Here is a 22,698-nt window from a genome sequence, read left to right on the forward strand (position 1 = left end):
CATCACCCGTTACACGAAGACGGCCATGCTGCTGCACTGGCTGATCGCCATCCTGATCGTCGGCGCCTTCACGATGGGACTCGTGATGACCGACATCCCCGGCTTCACGCCGACCAAGCTGAAATACTACTCGTGGCACAAGTGGGCCGGCGTGACCGTGCTGGCACTGGCCGCGCTGCGCCTGCTGTGGCGTCGCGCCAACCGTCCGCCCGCGCATCCGGCCGCCATGGCCGCATGGCAGGTCCGCGCTGCGGACGTCACGCACGTCGCGCTGTACGTGCTGATGTTTGCCGTGCCGCTGTCGGGCTACCTGTACACGACCGCGGCCGGCATCCCCGTCGTCTACTTCGGCCTGTTCCCCATTCCCGCCGCCTTCGGCGCCGACCCGGCACTGAAAGCGCTGCTGAAACCCGTGCACTATTGGCTTAATATGGTGCTGGCCGCCATCGTGCTGCTGCACGTCGCCGCCGCGCTGAAGCACCACTTTGTCGACCGCGACGATGTCCTGAAACGCATGCTTCCCTAGTTGTCCATTTCATCATCCCAACGGAGTCCTATGAAAATCACCCAACGTATCCTGCTCGCTTCCCTGCTGGGCGTCTCCCTGGCCGCCGGCGCGGTCGTGCTCAAGACCGACCCTGCCAAGACCAGCGTCTCGGCGGTGTTCAAGCAGATGAACGTGCCGGTCGAATCGAAGTTTACGAAGCACCGCGTGGTCATCGACTACAACGCGGCCGCGATCGACAGCTCGAAGGCAACGGTGGAAGTGGACACGGCCAGCCTGGACATGGGCGACCCGGAGTACAACAAGGAAGTGGCGAAGAAGGAGTGGTTCAATTCCGCGCAGTACCCGAAGGCCACGTTCGTCTCTTCGTCGATCAGGAGCGCCGGCGCGGGCAAGCTGACGGTTGCCGGCAAGCTGACGATCAAGGGCAAGGCGACCGACGTCGCATTCCCCGTCACCGTGAAAACGGAAGGCGGCAAGCAGGTCTTCGACGGTGCCCTGCCCATCAAGCGCCTGGCCTTCAATATCGGCGAAGGCGAATGGAAGGATACCGGCATGGTGGCCGACGAAGTCACCATCAAGTTCCATGTCGTTACCCAATAATCATCCCCCCGGAGACATGATGAAATCCACGCTGATCATTGCCCTGCTCGCCATCGCCGGTGCCGCCAATGCGACCACCTACAACATCGATCCGAGCCACACCTACCCCAGCTTCGAAGCCGACCACAAAGGCATGTCGCTGTGGCGCGGCAAATTCAACAAGTCCAGCGGCACCGTGACGATGGACCGCGCCGCGAAGACCGGCAGCATGGAGATCGTCATCGACACGGCGTCGGTCGACTTCGGCCACGACAAGATGAACTCGCACGCGCGTGCCGAAGACATCTTCAACGTCGAGAAATTCCCCACCGCCGTCTACAAGGGTAAATCGTTCCGCTTCGAGGGCGACAAGCTCGTTGCCGTGGATGGCGAACTGACGATGCTGGGCGTGACGAAACCGCTGCAGCTGAAAGTGAACCGTTTCAAATGCGCCCAGGATGCGCGGCTGAAACGCGAAGTCTGCGGCGCCGACGCCAGCGCCGAGTTCAAGCGCTCGGATTTCGGCCTGAACTTCGGCCTGCCCACTTTCTCGCCCGAGGTGAAGCTGGCGATCCAGGTAGAGGCGATTGCCGCCGACGGTCCCGCTGCCAACTAAGTTCCAATAGACGTCCCGACAGGCACTTTGTGGTCCTCGACCGGAAAGTGCCTGCCACCCTCCCCTCCTTCGTCAACTTTTGTTGACGCCATCGACACCGTCAACTAAGATTGACGCATGTTCGATCTCAAGACCCTCCCCCGCGCCGACGATCCGGCCGAAGCCCTGGCCGCCGTGGTGGCGCTGCGTCTGGCCGCCGACAAGCTCGAACGCAAGGCGGTCGCGCAGGCCCTGGCGCAAGGCTGGTCGTGGGCCCAGGTTGCCGACGCGCTGGGCGTATCGAAGCAGGCCGCGCACAAGCGCCTGGCACCATTGATCCAACCGTAAAGGAGCTCCCATGCTGCAGCGAATCCGGCAACGTCTGACCGATATGCGTACCATCAGGACCCTGTGCGAGGGCGCGGAAAAGCATGCCCTGGCCGGCGGCGAGCGCGAACCCGGCCCGGAGCATTTCATGCTGGCCGCGTTGGACCTGCGCGACGGCCTGGCACGAAAAGTGTTCGAGTGCCTGGGCGTCGACCCCGCCGGCGTGCATGCTGCGATCGCGGCGCAGCATGGTGCGGCGCTGGCAGGCGTTGGTGCCGATGCGGCATTGCTTGAGGACGATGCGCCGCTGTCAAGGGCCTCCGGTCCGTATCAAGCCAAAGGCTCCATGCAGGCGGTGATGCAGCAACTGGCCGCCTGGCCGCGCGCCAGCGCCGCCGAGCCATTGACCGGGGCGCATGTGCTGGCCGTGGTCGCAGCGGGGCGGAGCGGGACGGCGGTTCGAACGTTGCGGATACTCGGGCTGGAGGGGGCACAGGTGGTGGCTGCCGCGAAGGCCGCAATCGCGGCAGGCTGACCTGGCCGCGCGATCAACAGAAAAAATGCCCGCATGCCGGGATGACGATCGTGTTGGAGGGCGATAGTTTCGCAGTTCAATCTCAACGATGCGGTGCCGAAGGGTGCAAGTTTCTCTCTTCAAGCCGTGAGGCAGCTGGCTCGCCTGACCCCGTCATGCTTTCCGGTATTCAACGGTCTTGTGGCACGGCCGCGAGCAGGCGCAGCAGCATTGAGACATCGACCGGTTTGGTCAGGTGGTGGTCGAATCCTGCTGCGATCGCGCGTTCCCGGTCTGACTGTTGCCCATAGCCCGTCAGCGCGATCAGCGTCGCGTGGGCGGTTTGCGGCAGTGCACGAACCTGCTGCGCCAGCTCGTAGCCGCTGATATCGGGAAGGCCAATGTCGAGCAGGAGTACGTCCGGCGCACCCTGGGCCGCCAGCGTCAGAGCGGTGCGTCCTTCGTACGCGACACGTGGCTGATAGCCGACGGTACCGAGAAACATCGACAACGTGTCGGCCGCATCGGCATTGTCGTCGACGATGAGTATGTCAAGGGCACCGCTCCCGGCGGTATCGCCTTGCCGCGGCTCTGGGGGCGCCGGTGCGGCGACATGTGCCCGGGGCAGCCTGATGGTAAATTCGCTGCCCGCGCCCGGTCCTGCGCTTGCCGCGCTGACGCTGCCGCCGTGGCGCTCGACCAGGCTCTTGACCAGTGCCAGACCGACCCCGAGGCCCCCCTGCGCGCGATCGGGTGAGCGTTCGCCCTGGACGAACAAGTCGAAGACATGAGGAATCAGTGCGGCATCGATGCCGATCCCGTTGTCGCGCACGACGACCTGCACCATGCTTGCATCCTGCGTCAGGTCAAGCGCGATAACGCCCTCCGGCGGCGTGTACCTGGCGGCGTTGTTGAGCAGATTGGTAATAATCTGGACCAGTCGGGTGCTGTCTCCGCGCACCGGCGCCGCTTGCTTCGGCAGCGTGAGGGAAAGACGGTGGCCTCGCGCGTCGATCAAGGGCCGGGCCTGTTCGACCGCGTCCCGCACGATCGCCCCCATGTCCTGCAGCTCCTGCGCCAACGTCACCAGACCGCCGGTGACGCGTGAGACGTCGAGCAGATCGTCAAGCAGGCTGGTCATATGTCCAACCTGGCGTTCGATTACCGCACAGGTCTGCTTCAGGCGTTCAGGCGTTGTCTGGCCGAGCTGCAGGATCCTGGCCGCCATGCTGATCGGCGCGAGCGGATTGCGCAGTTCGTGCGCCAGCATCGCCAGGAACTCATCCTTGCGACGGTCGGCATTGCGCAGTTTGGCCTCGGCCTCGCGCCGCGATACCAGTTCGATCTCCACGCGCTGATAGGCCGCCTGCAGCTCGCGTCGGCTGACGTCAAGGGCAGTATTGAGTTCGCTGGCGCGCCGGTGGCTGTCGCGCGCGGCAGCTGCAAGGCCGGCAGCGGCCAGTTCGGCCCGTTCGCCCGCAAGCTTGGCGCCCAATAGCGGGAGCAATGCGGTAATGGCAGCTCGCGCTGGCGCTGCAGGGCGCGTGCCGAGGAATACGACAATGGTATTGCCTGCGCAATCGCATTGGCCCCAGACGGAAATGTCCCCCTCGTTCCCGGGCAAGGGGAGGAACGACTCCGCGCTGCCGGCATCGGCGCATTGGCGCAGGAAGTCCTGCCAGCGCTTGCCCGCGCGCAAAGTCTGAGGAAGCCCCGGAGCGGGCAGGAATATCCCGATCTCCGCGTCCCTGCCGAATACCATAACCTGCTCCGCGCCTGCGTAGCGGGCCAGTTTATGGGTCGCGCCGAGCCTGTCATCGGGCTTCTGCAGGTCGATGAAGATGGAAACAAGCTCAAATGGGATCATCGACGATCAGAGCGGGATGGCGCAAACGATGGCAGTACAATTGTGAAAGCCGCTGAATTGACCGGCGCTCCGCGCAATCTGTCCATACGTATTGCAGCCGGCGAAATTCTCGGAACCAAGCGCCTGCGCCACGGTTTCCAGTTCATTGCCGAATTCACGCCCCAGACGCAACCGGGTTGCGGCGCAGTCGAACAGCAGCGAGCCTGCGTGCTCGGCCCCCTCCAACCCTTCCAGCGCTGCCTCCGATGCCTGGCGCGCGGCTTCGCATGCCGACGCCACGTCCGCCACCATAATGTGCACCGTCGCCCCGACCGGCACCTCGGCGGCACAGGCAATCGAGCCGTCGTCGTTGAGGGTCAGCGGCACGCGCAGCTTGTAGCCGTCTCCCGTTTCAATGCCAATCACGTTATGCAGGAAAAACGGAAGCGGGTCGGCACGATCGAAGCTCTGACCGGTAGCTAGGGCGTGCTCTTCAAAGACTTCTACCGCAGGCGCGGCGTTCAGGCTGACCAGCCGGGTACCTTGCGCTTCGGTAACACGCAGCGCCGGGCCGTTCGGCTTCCAGCCGTGGCGCACGCCAAGCCCGATGGGCTTCTTTGACAGCATTTCCAGCACGACGATCGCATCGGTTTGCGCTTCGGTGCCGATGAACACATGCGTCTTATGAAATTTTGCATCATCTGCCGCCCCCCCACCGAACAGCTGGTACGTGCCGCCGGTCAGCACCATCATCTCGTGAATAATCTCGTCAACATAACCGGCTAGCGCATCGGTCAGCACCAGAGCGCTGCGGTAAGGGAAGTCAGGATGCTCGCTGCCGCTAAATACCGGCATTACCTGCTTGAGGGCGCTGCTCGTACCGTTGCGAAGGCCGGTGCCGATTGCTGCGCGAAACAGGATATCGTCGGCACGGATCGCCATCACGGATACCGAAGCATTCCCGGTGGCACAACCGGAAAACTCGCCCGCCGAAGAGCAGCCCACCAGCAAGCGGGGCTTGCAGGCGCTGTCGAGCGCGCAAAGCAGCGGTTGATAATCAAATTCGGGCGAAGCGAAAACGATCAGTACGTCCGGATGATCACCGTTCAGTTTGTCAATGAGCGATTCGGCGAGGGCGCGGCCTGCTGCTTCGGGCACAGACAGGGATGTGTGGCTCACTGCCACGATGGTATTTGCCATTGGGTAACCTATCAAACGGATTGATGCCGGTCGGCATCTTGCAGGAGGTTGCAAAATAGCACAATCACATCCGTCCGTCTTGCACCATAGTACATTCCAGTTCATTGTACAAATCAGTGTCATGCGGCAATAATCGCGATCGGGAACGCCAATCGATACCTGGTGTTCAGGAGCGCCCGGACTGTGCTGTTGCGCCGGCATGATGTCGGGCAACTACTGCGCGGTGTAGCCCCCGTCGGCCGCATAGAAGCCGCCGGTACAGAACGACGCCCGGTCCGACAGCAGGAACGCGGCCAGCTCCGCGATTTCCTCGCGCGTGGCCAGCCGCTTCATCGGATGCGCATCCGCGATTGCATCGAGCGCCTCCCGCGGCATTTCAAGCATGCGCGGCGTGGCGACGTAACCCGGACCGATGGCATTGACGCGCACGTGCTTGTCCGCGTACTCCAGCGCCACGGCACGCGTCAGTCCCAGCACGCCGTGCTTTGCGGTCGTGTAGGCAGCGATGCCGGCCACGCCCACAATGCCATTGGCCGACGACAGGTTGACGATCGCTCCGCCACCGGCTGCGACAATGGCCGGCAGCTCCGCCTTCAGGCTGAGGAACATGCCGGTCAGGTCAGTGCCGATCACGGTGTTCCAGTCGTCAAGCGTCAGCGCTTCCAGCGGCGTGTCGTGCGGCCCCGTCAGACCGGCGTTGTTCACGGCCAGGTGCAGCGCGCCAAACGCGTCGACGGTGCGCTGCACGGCGTCGTGCATGGCCGTTTCGTCGCGCACGTCCGCCTCGACCGCCAGCGCGCGCCCGCCTTCCCGGTCGAGCTCGAGGCGCAACCGCTCCAATGCCTGGCCGTCATGCCCGACCAGGGCCACCGCCGCGCCACCCGCGTAGAGCCGCCGCGCCACCTGTTCGCCGATCCCTGTTGCCGCGCCCGTCACGAGGGCAATCCGGTTCACGAAGTCCATGCCAGTCTCCTATAGAAAAAAGACAATGGGACAGGCCGCCGTGGCCTGTGCCGGCATTATTGCGTGAAACAGGCGCGGCCGTACGGCTGGCCGCGACAAAAAAAGAGCCCGCAATGCGGGCTCTCGGCAGATCAAGACGATGCGGCTGGCTTATTTGCCGTCGCGATCCCAGTCGCCTGGCAGTGCGCGTTCAACCTTGTCCCAGGCAGAGCGCGAAGCGTGCTTGGCTTCTTCCCACGTCAGGCGCGAGCTGCCCTTCGTGCGTTCCCAATCGTTGCGCAGCGACGACTCGTTGGTATCCCAGTTGCCGCGGTAGTTGGCACGGCTGTTGTAACCCAGCGAGTAGGCTGGATCGTAGTCGTCGTACTGATAAGCAGGGTTGTAATACGACTCGTTGCGGAAGTTGTTTTCCCAGTAGACTTTCTCGTCCGCCGGGTTGACCAGGCCGCCGACGCCCTTGCCGGCCATGCCGCCGGCCAGCGCGCCGATCGCGCCGCCCGCCGCCATGCCGATCGGGCCGCCCGCGGCACCCATGGCCATGCCGGCCATCGCGCCGCCGCCGGCGCCAACGCCCGTCGCCATGTGGTGGTCGGACAGGTCGTCACCGCTCTTCGGGTTGACCACCTCGGCCGCACCCTTGCCGGCCAGGCCGCCGGCGATGCCGCCGACCACCGCACCGGCCGCCATGCCCACCGGACCGCCCGGCGTGCCCGCTGCCATGCCCGCCATCGCACCGCCGGCAGCGCCGACACCCGTGCCGATCACGTGCTGGCCGGCGCTGTCCTTCCAGCTCGATTCGATGTGTGCTGCGTCCTCGTCGGAACGGGCGTTCACGCCCATCACGATACCGCCGGACTTCAGGCCTTCTTCATAATGCTTGACACGCTCTTCCGGGATACCCGCACCGATCAGCGCGCCCAGCAGGCCGCCCGTCACGCCACCGGCGCCCGCGCCGGCCAGTGCCGCGGCCAGCGGACCGGCCACGACAATGCCCAGGCCCGGCAGGACCAGCGTCGTGCCCACGGCGGCAACGGCGGCCAGCGCGGCGCCGATCGCGCCACCTACGCCAGCACCAATCCCCGCGCCTTCGGCAGCCTTGCTGCCCAGTTCAGTTTCGACGCCGTCGCTGCCGAAGTGGCGTTTGCGGGTATCGTCGGACATCAGAACGTTGATGTCATCCTTGCCGTAACCGCGCGAGGTTACGTGTTCATAAGCGCGTTCCGCGCTGGCGCGGTCGTTGAACAGGCCCGTAACCAGGCGGGAATTTTTCGTCTCGTTATTCATGGTGTTCCTTTCGTGGTTGGCTGAAGTGCACCATCAAGATACCTCCCGCCGCCATCTCCTTCTGTTCGTTTCCGCACCTACTGCAGCTCTTCCACAGCAGAATTATTTACCATTGGAATCAAGTACATAGCTGACATATTGCAAGCCAAACCGAACTTGCGCGGTGCGTTCGCTGGCGCACGGACCAGCCCCGCCGCAACGCCTAAACTTTTTCTCACGGCAGGGCAAAGTGCCCGGTCTTCTTAGTTAAACGACATAAGGGGAATGAGCATGAACTTTATTATCTGGATCGTGATCGGCGGCATTATTGGCTGGCTTGCCAGCCTGGTGATGAAAACGGACGCACAACAGGGTATGTTCCTGAACGTGATCGTCGGTATCGTCGGCGCACTGCTGGGCGGCTGGTTGCTCTCGCCTCTGTTCGGCACGGGCACCATCAACAGCGATGACTTCAGCCCGATGTCGTTGCTGGTATCGTTCCTTGGCGCCGTTATCCTGCTGGCCATCGTGAATCTGGTCTTCCGCGGACGAGCGCGCTAAGAAAAACAAGCCTTACCCCAGCCATACACAAAAGCCAGCGCTTCGGCGTTGGCTTTTTCACGTCTGCCCATGGTGCAGTGCGTCATCCGGCAGCCGAATTTCCTTCTGTTTCCCGCCCTTATTTTGAGATTGACGAACTGGCACGCCGTGCGGATACTTCGGCGCGCCACTCCACTCATTCAAAGATAAGCATGAAAAAATCACTTCTCGCGCTTGCCGTCCTGTCCGCCACGTCCGTCCATGCGGATGAAGGCATGTGGATGCCGCAGCAACTGCCGCAGATCGCCAAGCAGCTCAAGGCTGCCGGCCTGAAGCTCGACCCCGCCAGCCTGACCAAACTGACCGAATTCCCTGCCGGCGCTATCGTCAGCCTGGGCGGCTGCTCGGCCTCGTTCGTGTCGCCGCAGGGTCTTGTGGTCACCAATCACCACTGCGTCTACGACAGCGTGGCGCAGAACTCCACCCCGCAACGCGACCTGCTGGCCAATGGCTTCGTGGCCCACTCGCTGGCCGAGGAACTGCCGGCCGCGCCCGGCTCGCGCATCTTCGTCACGAAAGAGGTGCTGAACGTCACGGACAAGGTTGTAACGCCCGAAGTGGCCAGCCTGTCCGGCAAGGCGCGCAGCGACGCGATCGAGAAGAACCAGAAGGCGCTTGTGGCGGCCTGCGAGAAGGATCCCGGCCATCGCTGCACCGTGCCCTCGTTCTACGGCGGCCTGGAGTTCTACCAGATCAAGCAGCTGGAAATTCGCGACGTGCGCCTTGTACACGCGCCGCCATCGGGCGTGGGTAAATTCGGCGGCGATACCGACAACTGGATGTGGCCGCGCCACACGGGCGACTACGGCTTCTACCGGGCCTATGTCAGCAAGGATGGCAAGGCCGCCGACTACAGCCGCGACAACGTGCCGTACGTTCCGCAGCACTTCCTGAAGCTGGCGAAGGAAGGCGTCAAGGAAGGCGACTTCGTCATGGCCATGGGCTACCCGGGCCGCACCAACCGCCACCGCCTGCCGTCCGAAGTGCAGTTCACGTTCGACTGGGCCTACCCGGCATTCGTCAAGGCATCCGGCGAAACGCTGGCAATCATCGACCGCGAAACGAAGGACAACAAGGACGTGGCGCTGAAGTACGCCGGCCAGGTCGCCAGCATCAATAACTACTACAAGAACCGCCAGGGCATGCTCGATTCCTATGCCGGCAGCGACTTCCTGGCCCGCAAGACGGCGCAGCACGAAGAGCTCAAGGCCTGGGTCAACGCCGACGCGAAACGCCGCGCCGAATACGCGGCCGACATCGGCAAGGTCGAGCACCTGATCGCCGAGCGCGACGCCGCCGTCAAGCGCAACTTCAATTTCGGCTATGCGCAACCGAAGCTGCTGTCGACGGCCCATATGCTGTACCGCCTGGCCGTCGAATCGCAGAAGCCGGACGCGGAGCGCAAGGCCGGCTACCAGACGCGCGACCTGCCGCGTATCAAGGCACGCGTGGCCGCGCTGGTGCGCACGTACGACGCCAAGGTCGACAAGGCGATCGCCATGCACCACCTGAAGAACTATCTGGCGCAGCCGGCGGCCGAGCAGAAAGCCGCCTTTAACACGGCGCTGGGGATCAAGCCGGGCATGAGCGATGCCGACTTGTCGGCTGCGCTGGACAAGCTGTACGCCGGCACCAAGCTGGGGAACGACGCCGAGCGCAGCGCGTGGCTGGACAAGAAACCGGCCGACTTCCAGGCCAGCGGCGACAGTTTCATCAAGGCCGCCGTCTCCACGTTCGACGCCGACATGAAGGAGGAAGCGCAAGAAGAGGAACTGGCCGGCAAGCTGCAGCAGGCGTACGGCAGCTACATGAAAGCGAAGATCGCGTTCATGAAGAGCCGCGGCCAGGCCGTCTACCCGGACGCCAACAGCACCTTGCGCGTCACCTACGGCAATATCGCGGGCCGTCCGACAGGCGCCGACGGCACCACGTGGACCGCGTTCACCACCGTCAACGGCGTTGCCGCCAAAGCGACGGGCAAAGGCGAATTCAATGCGCCGCAAGCGCAGCTGGCCGCCATCAAGGCAAAAGACTTCGGCAAGTTCGTCGATCCGAAACTGAAGACGGTCCCCGTCAACTTCCTGGCCACGCTGGACATCACCGGCGGCAACTCCGGTTCGGCCGCGCTGAACGCCAAGGGCGAGCTGGTTGGCCTGGCCTTCGACGGCACGCTCGATTCGATCATCTCGGACTGGGACTTCAACAAGGCCAACACGCGCGACATCCAGGTCGATCTGCGCTACATCCTGTGGAACATGAAGCACGTCGACAAGGCCGACAACCTGCTCAAGGAAATGGGCGCGCAATAAGTTCTCCCGCTTTTGCATGCAGCCACGCCCTCGGGCGTGGTTTTTTTTGGTGAGGCCGGGTTCTTTTACACGGCCGCTGCGATTGCTTCGCGCGGCCACCGGTGCGCCGGGTCGCGGTGGACGCGTTCGTGCCACAACATCGACATCTCGTAGCCCGGCACTTCGAGCGGTGGCGCCACGGTACGCAGCGTGCTGCCCCGCAGCCGATCGGGCAGCATCGCGACCAGGTCCGTGGTTCCGAGCACCGCGCGCACGAACAGGAAATGCGGTACCGACAGCGCCACGCGGCGCGCCAGGCCGACGCCCGCCAGCGCGTCGGCCGTCACGGCATGAAAGCCGCCGCCGTCGGGCGAGACGATCACATGCTCCAGTGCGCAGAAGCGCGCCATGGTCGGGCGGCGGCGCAGGTGCGGATGACCTGCGCCGCCGGCCAGCACGTAGCATTCCGTGAACAGCGTGCGCCGCCGCAGTCCCGGCGGCGCGCCGTCCGTCGTGTGGAAGGCCAGGTCGATGTCGCCCTGCCCCATCTGGCGCGCCAGCCGCGTGGGATTGAGTTCGACAGCTGCCAGCCGGGTGCCGGGCGCCTGGGTCCGTGGCGCGGCAGCTCGGGCAGCAGCGCCGTCGGGGTTTCGCCTATGGCATCGGCGAGCATTCGGATGCCGCTGGGGTGACCGCTACGGCGAAGGCACATTGGCCGGCAAGCGCGCCATGCTGGTCGTGACCACGGGCGGCTGGGAATCCCACCACAGCGCACGGGGCATCAACTGGCCGCTGGACGATCTGCTGTTCCCCATCCACCACGGGATCCTGCACGATCCCGGCTTCGACGTGCTGCCGCCGCTCGTTGTCTACCGGAGCAGCCGCATGGACGACATGCGCTACAGCGATATCTGCGGGGAGCTGGGCCGGCGGCTCGATACGCTGGCGACAACACCGCCAATCCCGTACCGCCAGCAGAACCGGGGCGATTACAACATCCCGGCGCTTGCGTTGAAAGAGGACGTGGCACCAGGGATGACGGGATTTGCCGCACACGTGGCAGCTGATGTGTAACGCCCCACCCAAAGGCCATTTCTGCGATTCAGGGGCGTGTTGACGCACTTCTGATATATGCCACTGGAAATAATGCAAGGCTTCAGGGCGGTCGTGGAGCAGAGCGTGTACGATTATTCATGGCACATCGAGGTGTATCGGACGTCCGCAGGCGACGAAAGCGGCGCGTTGGCTGCATGGCCGGGCGCCCTGCGCGGGGCGCGATGCGGACGTGCTCTGCGCCTTTTCGCGTCCTGATGTACATTGCCTTTTCCACATCTCCCACACTGAAAGGCAATCCATATGACCAAGAAGATCGCTGTCCTCGTCGGCAGCCTGCGCAAGGAATCGCTGACCCGCAAATATGCACAGGCCATCGCGGCCGTGTTGCCGCCATCGCTGCAGTGCGAGTTCGTGGAGCTGGGCGACCTGCCGCTGTACAACCAGGACCTGGACGATGCCGGCACGCCCCCAGCCGCGTGGACGGCGTTTCGCGACGCGCTGCGCAGTGCCGACGCCGTGCTGTTCGTCACACCGGAATACAACCGCTCGATCCCCGGCGCGCTGAAAAATGCCATCGACGTGGGTTCGCGGCCATGGGGACACAGCATCTGGGACAGGAAGCCGTCCGCCGTCGTCTCGCAGTCGCCCGGTGCCATCGGCGGCTTCGGCGCCAACCATCACGTGCGGCAGACGATGGTCGCGTTGAATTCGCCGGTGATGGCGGGGCCGGAAATGTATATCGGCGGCTCCGCCGGCTTCCTGGCGGAAGACGGCACCGTCAACAACGAGCAGACCAGGACGCTGCTGACGACGTTCGGCGCGGCCTTTGAACAGTGGGTGGAGGCCAACGCCCGCCAGGGCTGAAGCCTGACGGCCGCGGCCTGCCTGTTCAGGCCTTGGCCAGCTCCGCGTCGATGGCGGCCAGCAGTCGCGGGTCGTCGGCCGTCACGTCCGGGGCGAAGCGCGCGGCCACGGTGCCGTCCCGGCCGATCACGAATTTCTCGAAGTTCCACAGCACGTCGTCCGGCTTCGCCGCCTGAATGCCGTATTGCGTCAGCTTCTCGCGAAACGGCCCGTCGCCTTCCGCTACCGGCCGCGCGGCTGTCAGCGCCGTGTACAACGGATGCTGGTCCGCGCCCACCACGGAAATCTTGGAGAACAGCGGGAACGTCACGCCGTAGTTCAGCGAGCAGAACGAGCTGATTTCCGCATCCGTTCCCGGCTCCTGCTCTTTGAAATTATTGGCGGGGAAGCCCAGCACTTCCAGGCCTTGCGCGCGCCGTTCCTGATACAGCTTTTCAAGCCCTTCGTACTGCGGCGTCAGGCCGCATTTCGATGCCACGTTCACGACCAGCAGCACCTTGCCGCGGTGGCCTGCCAGCGTGTCGGCGCTGCCGTCGATGCGTTGCAGCGGAATGTCGAGGATGGAATTGCTCATGCGAAGTCCTTTGCGGTGAATGGTCAATCGTTCATGTTAGCGCGCTTTGCCGCCGCATGCAGGACCGATGCGCAGCGCCTGCCCGCGCTGCAGCGTCGCAGCCGTCCCGTCGTCGGCAAGCGTCATCAGCAGGGGACCGTCCGCATCGCGCAGCAGCGCCAGTCGGGCGCCCGGATAGTGGCGCGGGATCGTTCCGATGTCGGGCGCGTCCAGTATCGCGCTGTGGACGAGGATGCGGCACGACGGACTGAAATCGAGCAGCAGCGCCGCCTGGCGCCCGTGCGGATCGGGCAGCGCCGTGACGTGCAGGCGGGTGCGGCCCTTGCGGACCGCCAGCCGGTCCCAGATCTGCAGGGGCCGGCCCTGCCCCGTGATCGCGTGCCAGGCGAGCGGTTGCGTCAGCAGCACCAGATCGGCCGGCACGTCCGAGCCGGGTGCCGGATCGACGAGCAGTGTCAGCCCGTATACGTGGATGAACGCCGTCGTATCGTCGAAAAAGCCGATCGTGGATTGCAGCGGCCGCGCCGGGCCGGCGGGAATCGCCACGTGCGCCGGCCCGGCCGCGTGGCATAGCAGCGGCAACAGCAGGGTTGCAATCGTCCAGCATCTCATCGCCGCTCCCGGTGGTTGGCCAGCAGCCGTGATAGCACGGGCCGGCCCGCGGCGCCATGCGCTGGCGCAAACCCTAGCGGCGCGGCGTGAAGCGGTACGTTTCGCCGTGCTTCAGGTAACTCACCTTGTCGGCCAGCCCCGCTTCCTCGACGGCCTGCTGGAAGTCGGACAAGGGCGACTTGAACACGGTGTAGTCGTTGTAGTGAATCGGGATGGCCCGCTGCGGCGCGATCAGCCGCAGCATCCGTACGCCCTCCTTCGCATCCATCGTCACCGTGACGAGGCCGAGGATGCGGGTGCCGCCCAGGTGCAGCAGGGCCAGGTCGATGCCGGGGTAGCGCCGGGGGATCTCGTCGATATCGTCGTAGACCATCGTATCGCCGCTGACGTAGATGCGGTATTTACCGGCACCGTCGAAATCGAGCATCGTACCCATCACGGATGGCAGCAGCGCGGCCGCCGCCAGCGGACCATGCCGGCCGGGCATCGACGTCAGGCGCAGCGACGCCGCCCCCTTTGCCACCTGCAGCGCTTCCCACGTCTCCAGCCCGTACACCTTCCTGAAGCCCATCTCGCGCAGCTTGCCACTGGCCGATCCCGTCGTGACGATGGGAATATTGCGGTCCAGCTTTTCGCGCACCATCTTGTCGAAGTGGTCGTCGTGCAGATGCGACAGCAAGACCAGGTCGACCGGCGGCAGCGCCTCGAACTCGATGGCGGGATTCGTCAGCCGCTCCGACGTCAGGCCATAGCCCAGGTGCACGTGATCGCCCTTGTGCAGGAAGTTCGGGTCCGTCAGGATCGTCAGGCCCTGGTAGCGGATCAATACGGTGGCCGTACCGATGAACTGCACGGAACTCTCCGCCGCCGGTGCCTCGGCGGCAGGCAGTGCCAGGGCATAACGGGGCGCGGCAACTTGCTGCGCCATAGCAAAATTGCCGACCAGAAGCGCCAGCAGGATCAGGATGCGTTTCATCGGTCCTCCCTGATGTGAATGCACCAGATATAGCATGTTGCTGTCCCGTCCGGCGCCTGGAAAGTGCCGCGGCTTGATCGGGCAGGCGTGACCGTCGAAGGCACGGTCATGGTGCGCACTGCACGCGACGCGACGATCCCGACTATCCGGGGGCAAATGGACGTCGCGCACAGGCGCGGGTAAAAGCACGAGGATGGGGCCGATGGCGGCGGATTGCGGCGCGGCCTTGCCTTTGGCGTAGAGGCGGTCCGCAGGCCGCTCATCGTGCTTTCACCCATGCTTGAGCACGGCTGTGGCGTGTAGCTCATCCGTCACGACACGGCCCCTCGACGCCTGCGCAGCGACCCACGCCCCGACTGCAGGTGTGCGGTTTCAGCTGGTGATGAGCTGATGGTCTTTGGCCCACTCGCGCAGCGCGTTGTTCATGCGCGTTTGCCAGCCGTCGCCGGTGCCCTTGAAGGCTTCCAGCAGATCACGGTCATAGCGAATCGTAGCAGCCTCCTTCGTGCCACTGCCAGCGGGCCGGCCACGGCCGCGCTTGGGCTTCACATTCGCCCACTCGGCGTCAGTGTAGGGGGACGAATCTGGATCCGACATTGCTGCCTGGGTGATGGCGGCGTCTTCCTCTGCAGTGGGGAAAACCGTCCCCGGTTTAAGTTTCGGCATATCGTTTTACCTCTCTCAAGTTCGCTTTGCGCAGGCTGATAATGCAGCGCACTTCTTCACGGTCCACATATACGACATAGTGCAGGCGGTCGCCGATATACGCGATGGCGCACATGCGCGCTTTGCCGTAGTTGTGGCGCTCATCGGGCCAAGTCAGCGCGGAGTCCCATTCGATCGAAGCTGGCCGCCAGAGAAACGCCGTGCTTCTCCACGTTGGCGGTGCATTTGATGGTGTCGAATGCGATGTCCATATGAATAAGTGTAGCTACAAAAAACCGTACGATCAACATTTTTTTGTGGCTACGAAAATTGATAAGCCAACGGCGGATCGCGCTATCCGCCATCACAGAAGTTCGGCGGCGGCGTTTCGTGATCGGTTTGTCCATCACGTCCCCTTCCAAATCGCACGAGTACCCGTCGAAGTCGTTCAGGATGTGCGTCATGGTGCTAGCGCGGTTGTCGTCCGTGCGCTCCACGGTGATCAGGAAATAGTCCGCCACGGCTGGGCATTGGCGTCGATGTGTGAGGCAGGCGGCAGCACGTTTCCGCCCGGTTTCGCCGGAGGCCGTAAGATGCTCCAGTGCTACAATCGCTCTCGGCCGCATACCCGGCGGGCCGTCTTCCACCTTGCACCTGAGATCCAGACCATGCACCCAGAAATGCTCACGCCCTACGAACAGGGCAACCAGAACCAGACCACGCTGTGGACCGATTGCATCGCCTTTTACGAGACACTGGCGCGGCGCTTTCCCGGCGTATTGCAGTTCGAGCAGGCCGGGGTATCGGACGGCGGCATCCCGCTGCACGTGGGCATCGTCAGCGCGGACGGCGTATTCGACCGGGAGCAGATCAAGCGCGCCGGCCGCACCGTCTTCTTCAACAATAATGGCATCCATCCGGGCGAACCGGAGGGGATCGACGCCTGCATGGCCATCGTGCGCGACCTGTGCTTCGACAAGGCGCAGCTGGCGGCGCTGGGCGACACCGTGCTGCTGTTCGTCCCGGTGTACAACGTGGACGGTTGCCTGAACCGCGCCAACACGTCGCGTCCGAACCAGATTGGTCCCGAGCTGTTCGGCTTTCGCGGCAACAGCCGCCACCTGGACCTGAACCGCGACTTCGTCAAATGCGACACGCTCAACGCGCGCTTCTTCAACCAGCTGATCACGGCCTGGGACCCGGACGTGATGGTCGACACGCACACGTCCAACGGCGCCGACTACACGTACACGATGACGCTGATTCACACGCAGGCCGACAAACTGGGCAGCCCTCTGGGGCCGTTCCTGCGACGGGCGATGCTGCCGCATATCTTCAGCGAGATGGCGGCGCGCGGCTGGCCCACCTGCCCGTACGTCAATCCCGTCAAGGAAACGCCGGATGACGGTATCGCCGAATTCCTCGAGGTGCCGCGCTTCTCGACGGGCTTCACGGCGCTGCACAACATCATCGGCTTCATGCCCGAGACGCACATGCTCAAGCCGTACCAGGACCGCTACGAGTCGATGCGCACGCTGATCGACGTGACACGCGAGTTCACCGTCCGGCACGGGGCGCAGATCCGCGCCCTGCGCGCTCAGGCCAAGGCCGAGCAGCGCGAACGGAAAGAATGGCCGGTAACGTGGAAAATGGACGAAGCCAATCCGACGACGTTCCGCTTCCACGGCTACGAGGCGCGCCGCCACGCCAGCATCTTGGGGAACTACACGCGACTGTCGTACGACCGCAGCAAGCCGTTTGAAAAGGACATCCCGTACTTCAGCAATTTCGTGGCCGACACCGTGGTGACGGTACCGAAGGCGTACGTCGTGCCGCAGGCCTGGCGCGAGGTCGTCGAACGGCTGCAGTGGAACGGCGTCACGATGACGCGCATCGAGGCGCCGGCGACCGTCACGGCGCAGTACTATCACATCGGCGAACTGTCCACCCGCGCGACCGCGTACGAAGGCCACATGTTCCACGACGACGTGCAGGTCGAGAAGCGCACCGGCACGTTCACGCTGGCCGCCGGCGACTGGTATGTGCCGCTGGACCAGGACAACGCCCGCTACGCCGTCGAAACGCTGGAGCCGCAGGGCCACGACAGCTTTTTCCGCTGGGGCTTCTTCAACTCCGTGCTGGAAAAGAAGGAAGCCATTTCGGACTACGTGTTCGAGGACACCGCGGTGGAGCTGCTGCGCGAGGAACCGGAGCTGAAGGCGAAATTCGACGCATGGAAGGCGGCCAATCCGGACAAGCTGTCCGACCAGGACGCGGTGCTGCACTTTATCCTGCACAATTGCGCGCGCCACGCGGAGCCCGAGTGGCGCCGTTATCCGGTGCTGGCGATCGCGTGAGATGGCTGCGCCAAATAACGTTTCGCATCAGCCGATGCACTACGCCTTAAATCCGCGCACCTTCTTCTACAGTCACTACTTCCACCTCGGGCTGCGCTTCGGCGCCGGCCTGATCGGCATCATCTGGCTGACGCTGGCGGTATCAAGCATGCCGACGGCGCTGTCCGTGGGCATCGGTGCACTCTGCACGGCGCTGATGGACCTTCCCAGCCCGCTGCGCCACAAGTTCAACGAGATGCTGGCGTCGGTGCTGTTGTGCAGTATCGTGACCCTGGTCGTCAGCCTGTGCGCGCCCTATTTCTGGCTGCTGATCGTCGTGCTGGTGTCGCTCAGCTTCTTTGCCAGCATGATGGTCGTCTACGGCAAGAAGTCGATGCCGCTGCAACTGGCGACGCTGTTCATCATGACGATGTCGATGGAACACCGCTTGACGCCGGCGCAGGCGCTGACGCACGCCGGGCTGTTCATGCTGGGCGGTCTGGCCTACCTGGCCTACGCGATGGGGGTATCGTACCTGCTGCGCCACCGCATCAAGCAGCAGGTGCTGGCCGAGGCGCTGTTCGAGCTGGCCGCGTACATCGACATCAAGGCCGACTTCTACGACACGCGCTACAACCTGACGGAACAGTTCAACAAGCTGGTACGCCACCAGGCATTGCTGGCCGACCGGCAGCAGGCCTCGCGTGACCTGATCCTGCGCGCGCACCAGAACCGCAAGGATGCCATCGTGGTTCAGGTGCACGTCTGCATGCTCGACCTGTATGAGCTGATCCTGTCCACGCACACGGACTATGCGCAGCTGCGCGTGCACCTGGTCGACACGCCGGCCCTGAAATCGCTGCACGATCTGGCGTTCAAGGCGGCCCGCGACATCGAGTCGGTGGCGTACGCCGTCACGCGCAAGCGCGTGTCGTATGCGTCGATCAGCTATGCGCCCGAGCTGGAAGCCATCGAGGCGGAACTGGCGCGCCTGCAACGGGAGATCGATGCCGGCAGGCCGCAGCAGGAGGCGCTGGCGGTGCTGCGCGCACAGCGCAACAAGGTGCGTGCCATCATCAACATGATCGGCGAGCTGCACGTGGCCAGCCAGAAAGCCTACGACAGCACGCCGTTCTGGAGCGATGCGGACATGCAGCCGTTCCTGTCGCAGCAGAAGTACGAGCTGCAGGTGATGCTGTCGCACCTGCGCATGGATTCGCCCATCTTCCGCTTCTCGCTGCGCGTGGCGATGGCCATTGCCGTGGGTCTTGCCATCGGCACGTTGCTGCCGTACGCGGCGCACAGCTACTGGATCATTCTTACCATCGTCATCATCCTGCGGCCCAGCTTCTCGATGACGAAGCAGCGCCGCGGCGATCGCATCGTCGGCACCGTGATCGGCTGCGTCATCACGGCCATCATCCTGAAGTGGTTCGACTACCCGGCCGTGACGTTGACGGTGCTGATCGTGGCGACGGTGGCGACGCCGACCTTCGTCTACCTGCGCTACCGCTACACGGCCATCGCCGTCTCCATCATGATCCTGCTGCAGATGCATCTGGCGGCCGGCGGCGGGCACAACGTCATCACCGAGCGGCTGATCGACACCTTCATCGGCGCGGCCGTCGCCACCGTGTTCAGCTTCGTGCTGGCCAGCTGGGAGTACCAGACATTGCCCAAGCTGATCCAGCAGGTGCTGGCGGCGAACATGCGCTACATGGAAGCGAGTTTCGATCTGCTGCAGGGGAAATGCCGCAACGATTTCCCCTACCGCATCCAGCGCAAGGGGCTGATGGACAGCCTGGCCGGCCTGTCGGCGGCGCTGGTGCGGATGCTGGACGAACCGGCCAGCAAGCAGCGCGCGGTGGAAGACATCAACCTGTTCATCGTGCAGAACTACCTGCTGGTGGCGCACGTGGCGGCACTGCGCGCGATCCTGCGCCGGCACGTCAAGGACATTCCGGCGCGCGAGGTCAATGCGATGCTGGAGACCAGCCATGCCCAGGTCGGCCGCACGCTGACGACGGCGCTGGCGCGGCATGGCGTGACGGTCACCCTGCCGGAAACGGCGACGACGGAACCTGTCATCCCGGACGCGGGCTCGGTGGCATGGCCCGGCTGGCCCGTGGTGCAGCGCCGCATCCGCCTGCTGCAGGCCGATGCGGAGAAAATCATCGTGCACAGCGAAGCGATCGAACGTAACGTGGTGCAGGGATGAACGGAAAAATGGCGCCCCGCGACCTGCTGGCGGCACTGGCCGTCGTCGTCATCTGGGGCACCAATTTCGTCGCGATGAAGTACGGCCTGCGGCATCTGACGCCCTTCCAGCTGGGCGCGGGCCGTTACGTCTTTGCCGTGCTGCCGCTGGTGTTGCTCGTGCGCCCGCCGGTGCTGCAGGCACGCTGGATGCTGCTGTATGGGCTGTTCCAGGGCGTCGGCCAGTTCGGCTTCGTGTTCCTGTCGCTGAAAGTCGGGATGTCCGCGTCGCTTGCCTCCGTGCTGCTGCAGACGCAGGTCTTCTTCACCGCCTTGTGCGGCTTCCTGCTGCTGGGCGAGCGGCCCAGCCGGCAACTGCTGGCCGGGCTGTTCCTGGCGGCGCTGGGCCTGGCGTGTTTCGGCATGAATTACGTGGGCGCGGCGGCACTGGGCACGGAGACGACGGCGGCCGGCTTCGCGCTGTGCGTGGCCGGCGCGGCCATGTGGGCAGCGTCGAACATCGTCGTGCGCCATGCGCAGCGGCTTTCCCCCGGCTTCGATCCGCTGGCTTTTCTCGTCTGGAGCAGCCTGACGCCGATCCTGCCGTTCGTCGTCCTGTCGCTGCTGTTCGATGGGCCGGCCGCGCGCTGGCAGTGGCAGGATGCGCCGCTCGTCACCTGGTGCGCCGTGGCCTACCTGGGCTGGATGGCCACCGTGGTCGGCTACGGCCTGTGGACGTCGCTGCTGAAGCGCTACCCCGCCAACCGGGTGGCGCCGTTCAGCCTGGGCGTGCCCGTGGTCGGCATCACGTCCGGCATGCTGGTGCTGGACGAATCCATCACGCCCTGGCAGTGGTCGGGCATCGCCCTGATCGTGCTGGCACTGGGCTGCGTGATGTTTGGCGGGCGACTTTTCAGTCGGCGTTGACGGCGTCGTATTCCAGGCGCGCCAGCGCCACCCTTGCCGCGGCCAGGTCCCACGCGGCACATCCGACCGTCTTGAACAGCACCGGTTCGTCATCCGCCGACGCGTTGTGGCCCATCGCGGCGGCAATCGCATGCACGTGGCTCCAGTCGGCCCCGGCGCGTATCAGGTCGCCCGCTTCATGCGCCGCGCCATGGCGGTCGTCGACGTACAGGCGGCTGGCGCGCACCGTTTCCTCGCCGATCTCCGCGGCATCCGGGTGAAATACCCCCGTCGCGATAATCAGCCGGCCCGCCTGCGCCGGCTGGGTGTAGATGGGCTGGCGGCTGGTGGTACAAGTGATGACGACGTCCACATCCGGCTCCGGACGCGCCAGCAGCGCCGGGCGGGCATCCATGCCGTCCAGCGAGGCGCAGAAGCGCACCGCCGCCTCCGCGGTGCGGCCGGCCACGCCCAGCAGGGCCTGCGGATACAGCGCCGCCAATGCCTGCGCGTGGTGCAGTGCCTGCGTTCCCGTTCCCGCCAGCAGCACGTGGCGCGGCGGGCGGCCCAGCAGGGTCGAGATGCCCAGCATCGATAACGCGGCCGTGCGGCGCGCCGTCACGGTGGCGCCGTCCAGCACGAGCCGCAGCGCGCCGGTGGCGCCATCGACCACGCTGAGCTGGCCGGCAATGGTCGGCAGGCCGCGCGCGGGATTGTCCGGCACCACGGCAATGAGCTTGTGGATGGCGCAATCGGGCGCCGTGGCCAGCATCGACAGCAGCGCCCCGCCCCCCTGGAGCGGTTCGACCTGGCGCGCGGGACAGCGAATATGGCCGTCCGCCAGCTCCACCACGGCGGTGCGCAACGCGTCGACCAGGTCGGGCCACGGCAGCAGCCGGGCAGTGGCATCGCGGTCGGTCATGGCATCTCCCCAGGATGTTATCTCGCTGCTATCATAATCGGATTCCCGTTCCGAACCCTGCACCGATGTCCAGCGTGTCCGATCCGAACAGTTGCCAGGCCTGCGGCGCCTGCTGCGCGCACTACCGCGTCTCCTTCTACTGGGGCGAAAGCGATGCGCATCCCGGCGGCACCGTGCCGCAGCACCTGACCATTCCCATCACCCCCTACCGCATCGCCATGCGCGGCACCGAGCGCGCGCCATCGCGCTGCGTGGCGCTGGCTGGCAAGGTAGGAAGCGACGTCGGCTGCACGATCTATCCACAACGCTCGAGCACGTGCCGCGAGTTCATGGCCTATACACCGGAGTGCGACAAGGCGCGCGGCGCGTATGGGCTGGCGCCGTTGGAAACGGCAAGCCCGGTTGCATTCTGATCCGCCCTTCTTATATCGTTTGCTTATGGACGGTTATAGGTTTTTCCCATAGGAAATTTTCTCGCCTGATCGAGAAATGCCGAATGTGAATGGAACACATCACAAATCAAAAGTTTCCTTATGACTGGCCGCGACCTATACTGCATTGCATCAAAGGTCAAAACAAATGTCCCGGGCTTCCGGGTTTTAAAGGAGAGTCAGTCATGTCCACCGCTATCATCACCACCCAGGCCACGGGCGGCTATCTCGACAACGTGGGCCGCGCCGCCCTCAACTTCCTGCGTGCCCTTGTCGCCGCCGCGCCGGCCACCGCCGCCACGTCGCACGGCAGCGCCTCGCAAGCGAGCATGCTGCGCGACCGCGCGGGCCTGCTGCGTTTTGCCCAGCAGTTCGAAGAATCGCAACCGAACCAGGCTGCCGAGCTGCGCAACCTCGCCGGCCGCGACTGACCCGCGCACTGCCGCGACCATGAAAAAAGCCGGCATTTGCCGGCTTTTTGTTTTACTGAGGGGTGG

24 protein-coding genes and 2 pseudogenes are annotated in these 22,698 nt (G+C 64.6%); 14 read left to right on the plus strand and 12 right to left on the minus strand.

What is annotated here, in order from left to right; all coding sequences use genetic code 11:
- Position 1: 1 nt before the first annotated feature.
- From E1742_RS14370 to E1742_RS14390, 5 genes are all read left to right on the plus strand, one after another.
- Positions 2 to 526, plus strand: coding sequence for a cytochrome b (locus E1742_RS14370; RefSeq protein ID WP_134388176.1), 525 nt, complete (start codon positions 2 to 4; stop codon positions 524 to 526).
- A 30-nt stretch (positions 527 to 556) separates the two neighbouring features.
- Positions 557 to 1,108, plus strand: a complete 552-nt coding sequence (locus tag E1742_RS14375) for a YceI family protein (RefSeq protein ID WP_134385595.1) — start codon at positions 557 to 559, stop codon at positions 1,106 to 1,108.
- Between the two features lie 19 nt (positions 1,109 to 1,127).
- A complete protein-coding gene (locus tag E1742_RS14380) occupies positions 1,128 to 1,703 on the plus strand; it encodes a YceI family protein (protein ID WP_134385596.1) in 576 nt (191 codons plus the stop codon).
- 117 nt (positions 1,704 to 1,820) lie between these two features.
- Positions 1,821 to 2,030, plus strand: a complete 210-nt coding sequence (locus E1742_RS14385; protein WP_134385597.1) for a helix-turn-helix domain-containing protein — start codon at positions 1,821 to 1,823, stop codon at positions 2,028 to 2,030.
- Between the two features lie 10 nt (positions 2,031 to 2,040).
- Positions 2,041 to 2,544: a Clp protease N-terminal domain-containing protein gene (locus E1742_RS14390; protein WP_134385598.1), complete on the plus strand. Its 504-nt coding sequence runs from the start codon at positions 2,041 to 2,043 to the stop codon at positions 2,542 to 2,544.
- 169 nt (positions 2,545 to 2,713) lie between these two features.
- Here E1742_RS14390 and E1742_RS14395 read toward each other — a convergent pair whose 3' ends face one another.
- The 4 genes from E1742_RS14395 to E1742_RS14410 form a co-directional block, all read right to left on the minus strand.
- Complete coding sequence (locus tag E1742_RS14395) at positions 2,714 to 4,390, minus strand: hybrid sensor histidine kinase/response regulator (RefSeq protein ID WP_134385599.1); 1,677 nt, start codon at positions 4,388 to 4,390, stop codon at positions 2,714 to 2,716.
- A 6-nt stretch (positions 4,391 to 4,396) separates the two neighbouring features.
- Complete coding sequence (locus E1742_RS14400) at positions 4,397 to 5,569, minus strand: FIST signal transduction protein (protein WP_134385600.1); 1,173 nt, start codon at positions 5,567 to 5,569, stop codon at positions 4,397 to 4,399.
- 213 nt (positions 5,570 to 5,782) lie between these two features.
- On the minus strand, positions 5,783 to 6,532 hold the full coding sequence (locus E1742_RS14405) for an SDR family NAD(P)-dependent oxidoreductase (protein ID WP_134385601.1): 750 nt from the start codon (positions 6,530 to 6,532) through the stop codon (positions 5,783 to 5,785).
- Positions 6,533 to 6,682: 150 nt separating this feature from the next.
- Positions 6,683 to 7,816, minus strand: a complete 1,134-nt coding sequence (locus E1742_RS14410) for a hypothetical protein (protein ID WP_134385602.1) — start codon at positions 7,814 to 7,816, stop codon at positions 6,683 to 6,685.
- Positions 7,817 to 8,086: 270 nt separating this feature from the next.
- Between E1742_RS14410 and E1742_RS14415 the strand changes: the two genes are divergently transcribed.
- Together E1742_RS14415 and E1742_RS14420 are read left to right on the plus strand one after the other, a co-directional pair.
- A complete protein-coding gene (locus tag E1742_RS14415) occupies positions 8,087 to 8,356 on the plus strand; it encodes a GlsB/YeaQ/YmgE family stress response membrane protein (RefSeq protein WP_134385603.1) in 270 nt (89 codons plus the stop codon).
- 191 nt (positions 8,357 to 8,547) lie between these two features.
- Complete coding sequence (locus tag E1742_RS14420; RefSeq protein WP_134385604.1) at positions 8,548 to 10,704, plus strand: S46 family peptidase; 2,157 nt, start codon at positions 8,548 to 8,550, stop codon at positions 10,702 to 10,704.
- Positions 10,705 to 10,769: 65 nt separating this feature from the next.
- On the opposite strand, the pseudogene E1742_RS14425 reads toward E1742_RS14420, so the two are convergent.
- Positions 10,770 to 11,359 (minus strand): annotated as a pseudogene (locus E1742_RS14425) (LysR substrate-binding domain-containing protein); the annotation flags it as partial.
- Between E1742_RS14425 and E1742_RS14430 the strand changes: the two are divergent.
- Positions 11,330 to 11,757, plus strand: a pseudogene (locus E1742_RS14430) (NAD(P)H-dependent oxidoreductase); the annotation flags it as partial. The pseudogenes E1742_RS14425 and E1742_RS14430 sit on opposite strands and share 30 nt — an antisense overlap.
- A 282-nt stretch (positions 11,758 to 12,039) precedes the next feature.
- On the plus strand, positions 12,040 to 12,603 hold the full coding sequence (locus E1742_RS14435; protein WP_134385607.1) for an NADPH-dependent FMN reductase: 564 nt from the start codon (positions 12,040 to 12,042) through the stop codon (positions 12,601 to 12,603).
- A gap of 25 nt (positions 12,604 to 12,628) precedes the next feature.
- Here E1742_RS14435 and E1742_RS14440 read toward each other — a convergent pair whose 3' ends face one another.
- From E1742_RS14440 to E1742_RS27255, 6 genes are all read right to left on the minus strand, one after another.
- Complete coding sequence (locus E1742_RS14440) at positions 12,629 to 13,177, minus strand: glutathione peroxidase (RefSeq protein ID WP_134385608.1); 549 nt, start codon at positions 13,175 to 13,177, stop codon at positions 12,629 to 12,631.
- A 36-nt stretch (positions 13,178 to 13,213) separates the two neighbouring features.
- Positions 13,214 to 13,789 (minus strand): hypothetical protein, encoded by a 576-nt coding sequence (locus E1742_RS14445; protein ID WP_134385609.1) that lies wholly within the window; start codon positions 13,787 to 13,789, stop codon positions 13,214 to 13,216.
- Positions 13,790 to 13,862: 73 nt separating this feature from the next.
- Positions 13,863 to 14,765 (minus strand): MBL fold metallo-hydrolase, encoded by a 903-nt coding sequence (locus E1742_RS14450; RefSeq protein ID WP_206076680.1) that lies wholly within the window; start codon positions 14,763 to 14,765, stop codon positions 13,863 to 13,865.
- Between the two features lie 372 nt (positions 14,766 to 15,137).
- The gene (locus E1742_RS14455) at positions 15,138 to 15,431 is read right to left on the minus strand and encodes a BrnA antitoxin family protein (protein WP_134385610.1); all 294 of its coding nucleotides are present in this window, start codon (positions 15,429 to 15,431) and stop codon (positions 15,138 to 15,140) included.
- Complete coding sequence (locus E1742_RS27250) at positions 15,418 to 15,546, minus strand: BrnT family toxin (protein ID WP_307721876.1); 129 nt, start codon at positions 15,544 to 15,546, stop codon at positions 15,418 to 15,420. The genes E1742_RS14455 and E1742_RS27250 overlap by 14 nt, the downstream gene beginning before the upstream one ends.
- Positions 15,547 to 15,571: 25 nt before the next feature.
- Positions 15,572 to 15,931, minus strand: coding sequence for a hypothetical protein (locus tag E1742_RS27255; RefSeq protein WP_307721877.1), 360 nt, complete (start codon positions 15,929 to 15,931; stop codon positions 15,572 to 15,574).
- A gap of 147 nt (positions 15,932 to 16,078) precedes the next feature.
- On the opposite strand from E1742_RS27255, the gene E1742_RS14465 reads away from it, so the two are divergent.
- Genes E1742_RS14465 through E1742_RS14475 form a run of 3 tightly spaced genes read left to right on the plus strand, consistent with a single transcriptional unit; the run spans position 16,079 to position 20,869 of the window.
- Positions 16,079 to 17,767, plus strand: a complete 1,689-nt coding sequence (locus tag E1742_RS14465) for a M14 family zinc carboxypeptidase (protein ID WP_134385611.1) — start codon at positions 16,079 to 16,081, stop codon at positions 17,765 to 17,767.
- A 34-nt stretch (positions 17,768 to 17,801) separates the two neighbouring features.
- Complete coding sequence (locus E1742_RS14470; RefSeq protein ID WP_134385612.1) at positions 17,802 to 19,964, plus strand: FUSC family protein; 2,163 nt, start codon at positions 17,802 to 17,804, stop codon at positions 19,962 to 19,964.
- Entirely contained in the window at positions 19,961 to 20,869 is a 909-nt protein-coding gene (locus E1742_RS14475; protein ID WP_229465982.1) for an EamA family transporter, read from the plus strand. Before E1742_RS14470 ends, E1742_RS14475 begins: the two co-directional genes overlap by 4 nt.
- On the opposite strand, the gene lhpI is transcribed toward E1742_RS14475, so the two are convergent.
- Positions 20,856 to 21,770: a bifunctional Delta(1)-pyrroline-2-carboxylate/Delta(1)-piperideine-2-carboxylate reductase gene (lhpI, locus tag E1742_RS14480; protein WP_134385613.1), complete on the minus strand. Its 915-nt coding sequence runs from the start codon at positions 21,768 to 21,770 to the stop codon at positions 20,856 to 20,858. The two genes, E1742_RS14475 and lhpI, sit on opposite strands and share 14 nt — an antisense overlap.
- 74 nt (positions 21,771 to 21,844) lie before the next feature.
- Here lhpI and E1742_RS14485 point away from each other — a divergent pair, with 74 nt between their 5' ends.
- The gene (locus tag E1742_RS14485; protein ID WP_206076681.1) at positions 21,845 to 22,183 is read left to right on the plus strand and encodes a YkgJ family cysteine cluster protein; all 339 of its coding nucleotides are present in this window, start codon (positions 21,845 to 21,847) and stop codon (positions 22,181 to 22,183) included.
- A gap of 203 nt (positions 22,184 to 22,386) precedes the next feature.
- A complete protein-coding gene (locus E1742_RS14490; RefSeq protein ID WP_134385615.1) occupies positions 22,387 to 22,632 on the plus strand; it encodes a hypothetical protein in 246 nt (81 codons plus the stop codon).
- Positions 22,633 to 22,698: the final 66 nt, after the last annotated feature.

This window comes from Pseudoduganella plicata (assembly GCF_004421005.1).
GTDB classification, from domain to species: domain Bacteria; phylum Pseudomonadota; class Gammaproteobacteria; order Burkholderiales; family Burkholderiaceae_D; genus Rugamonas; species Rugamonas plicata.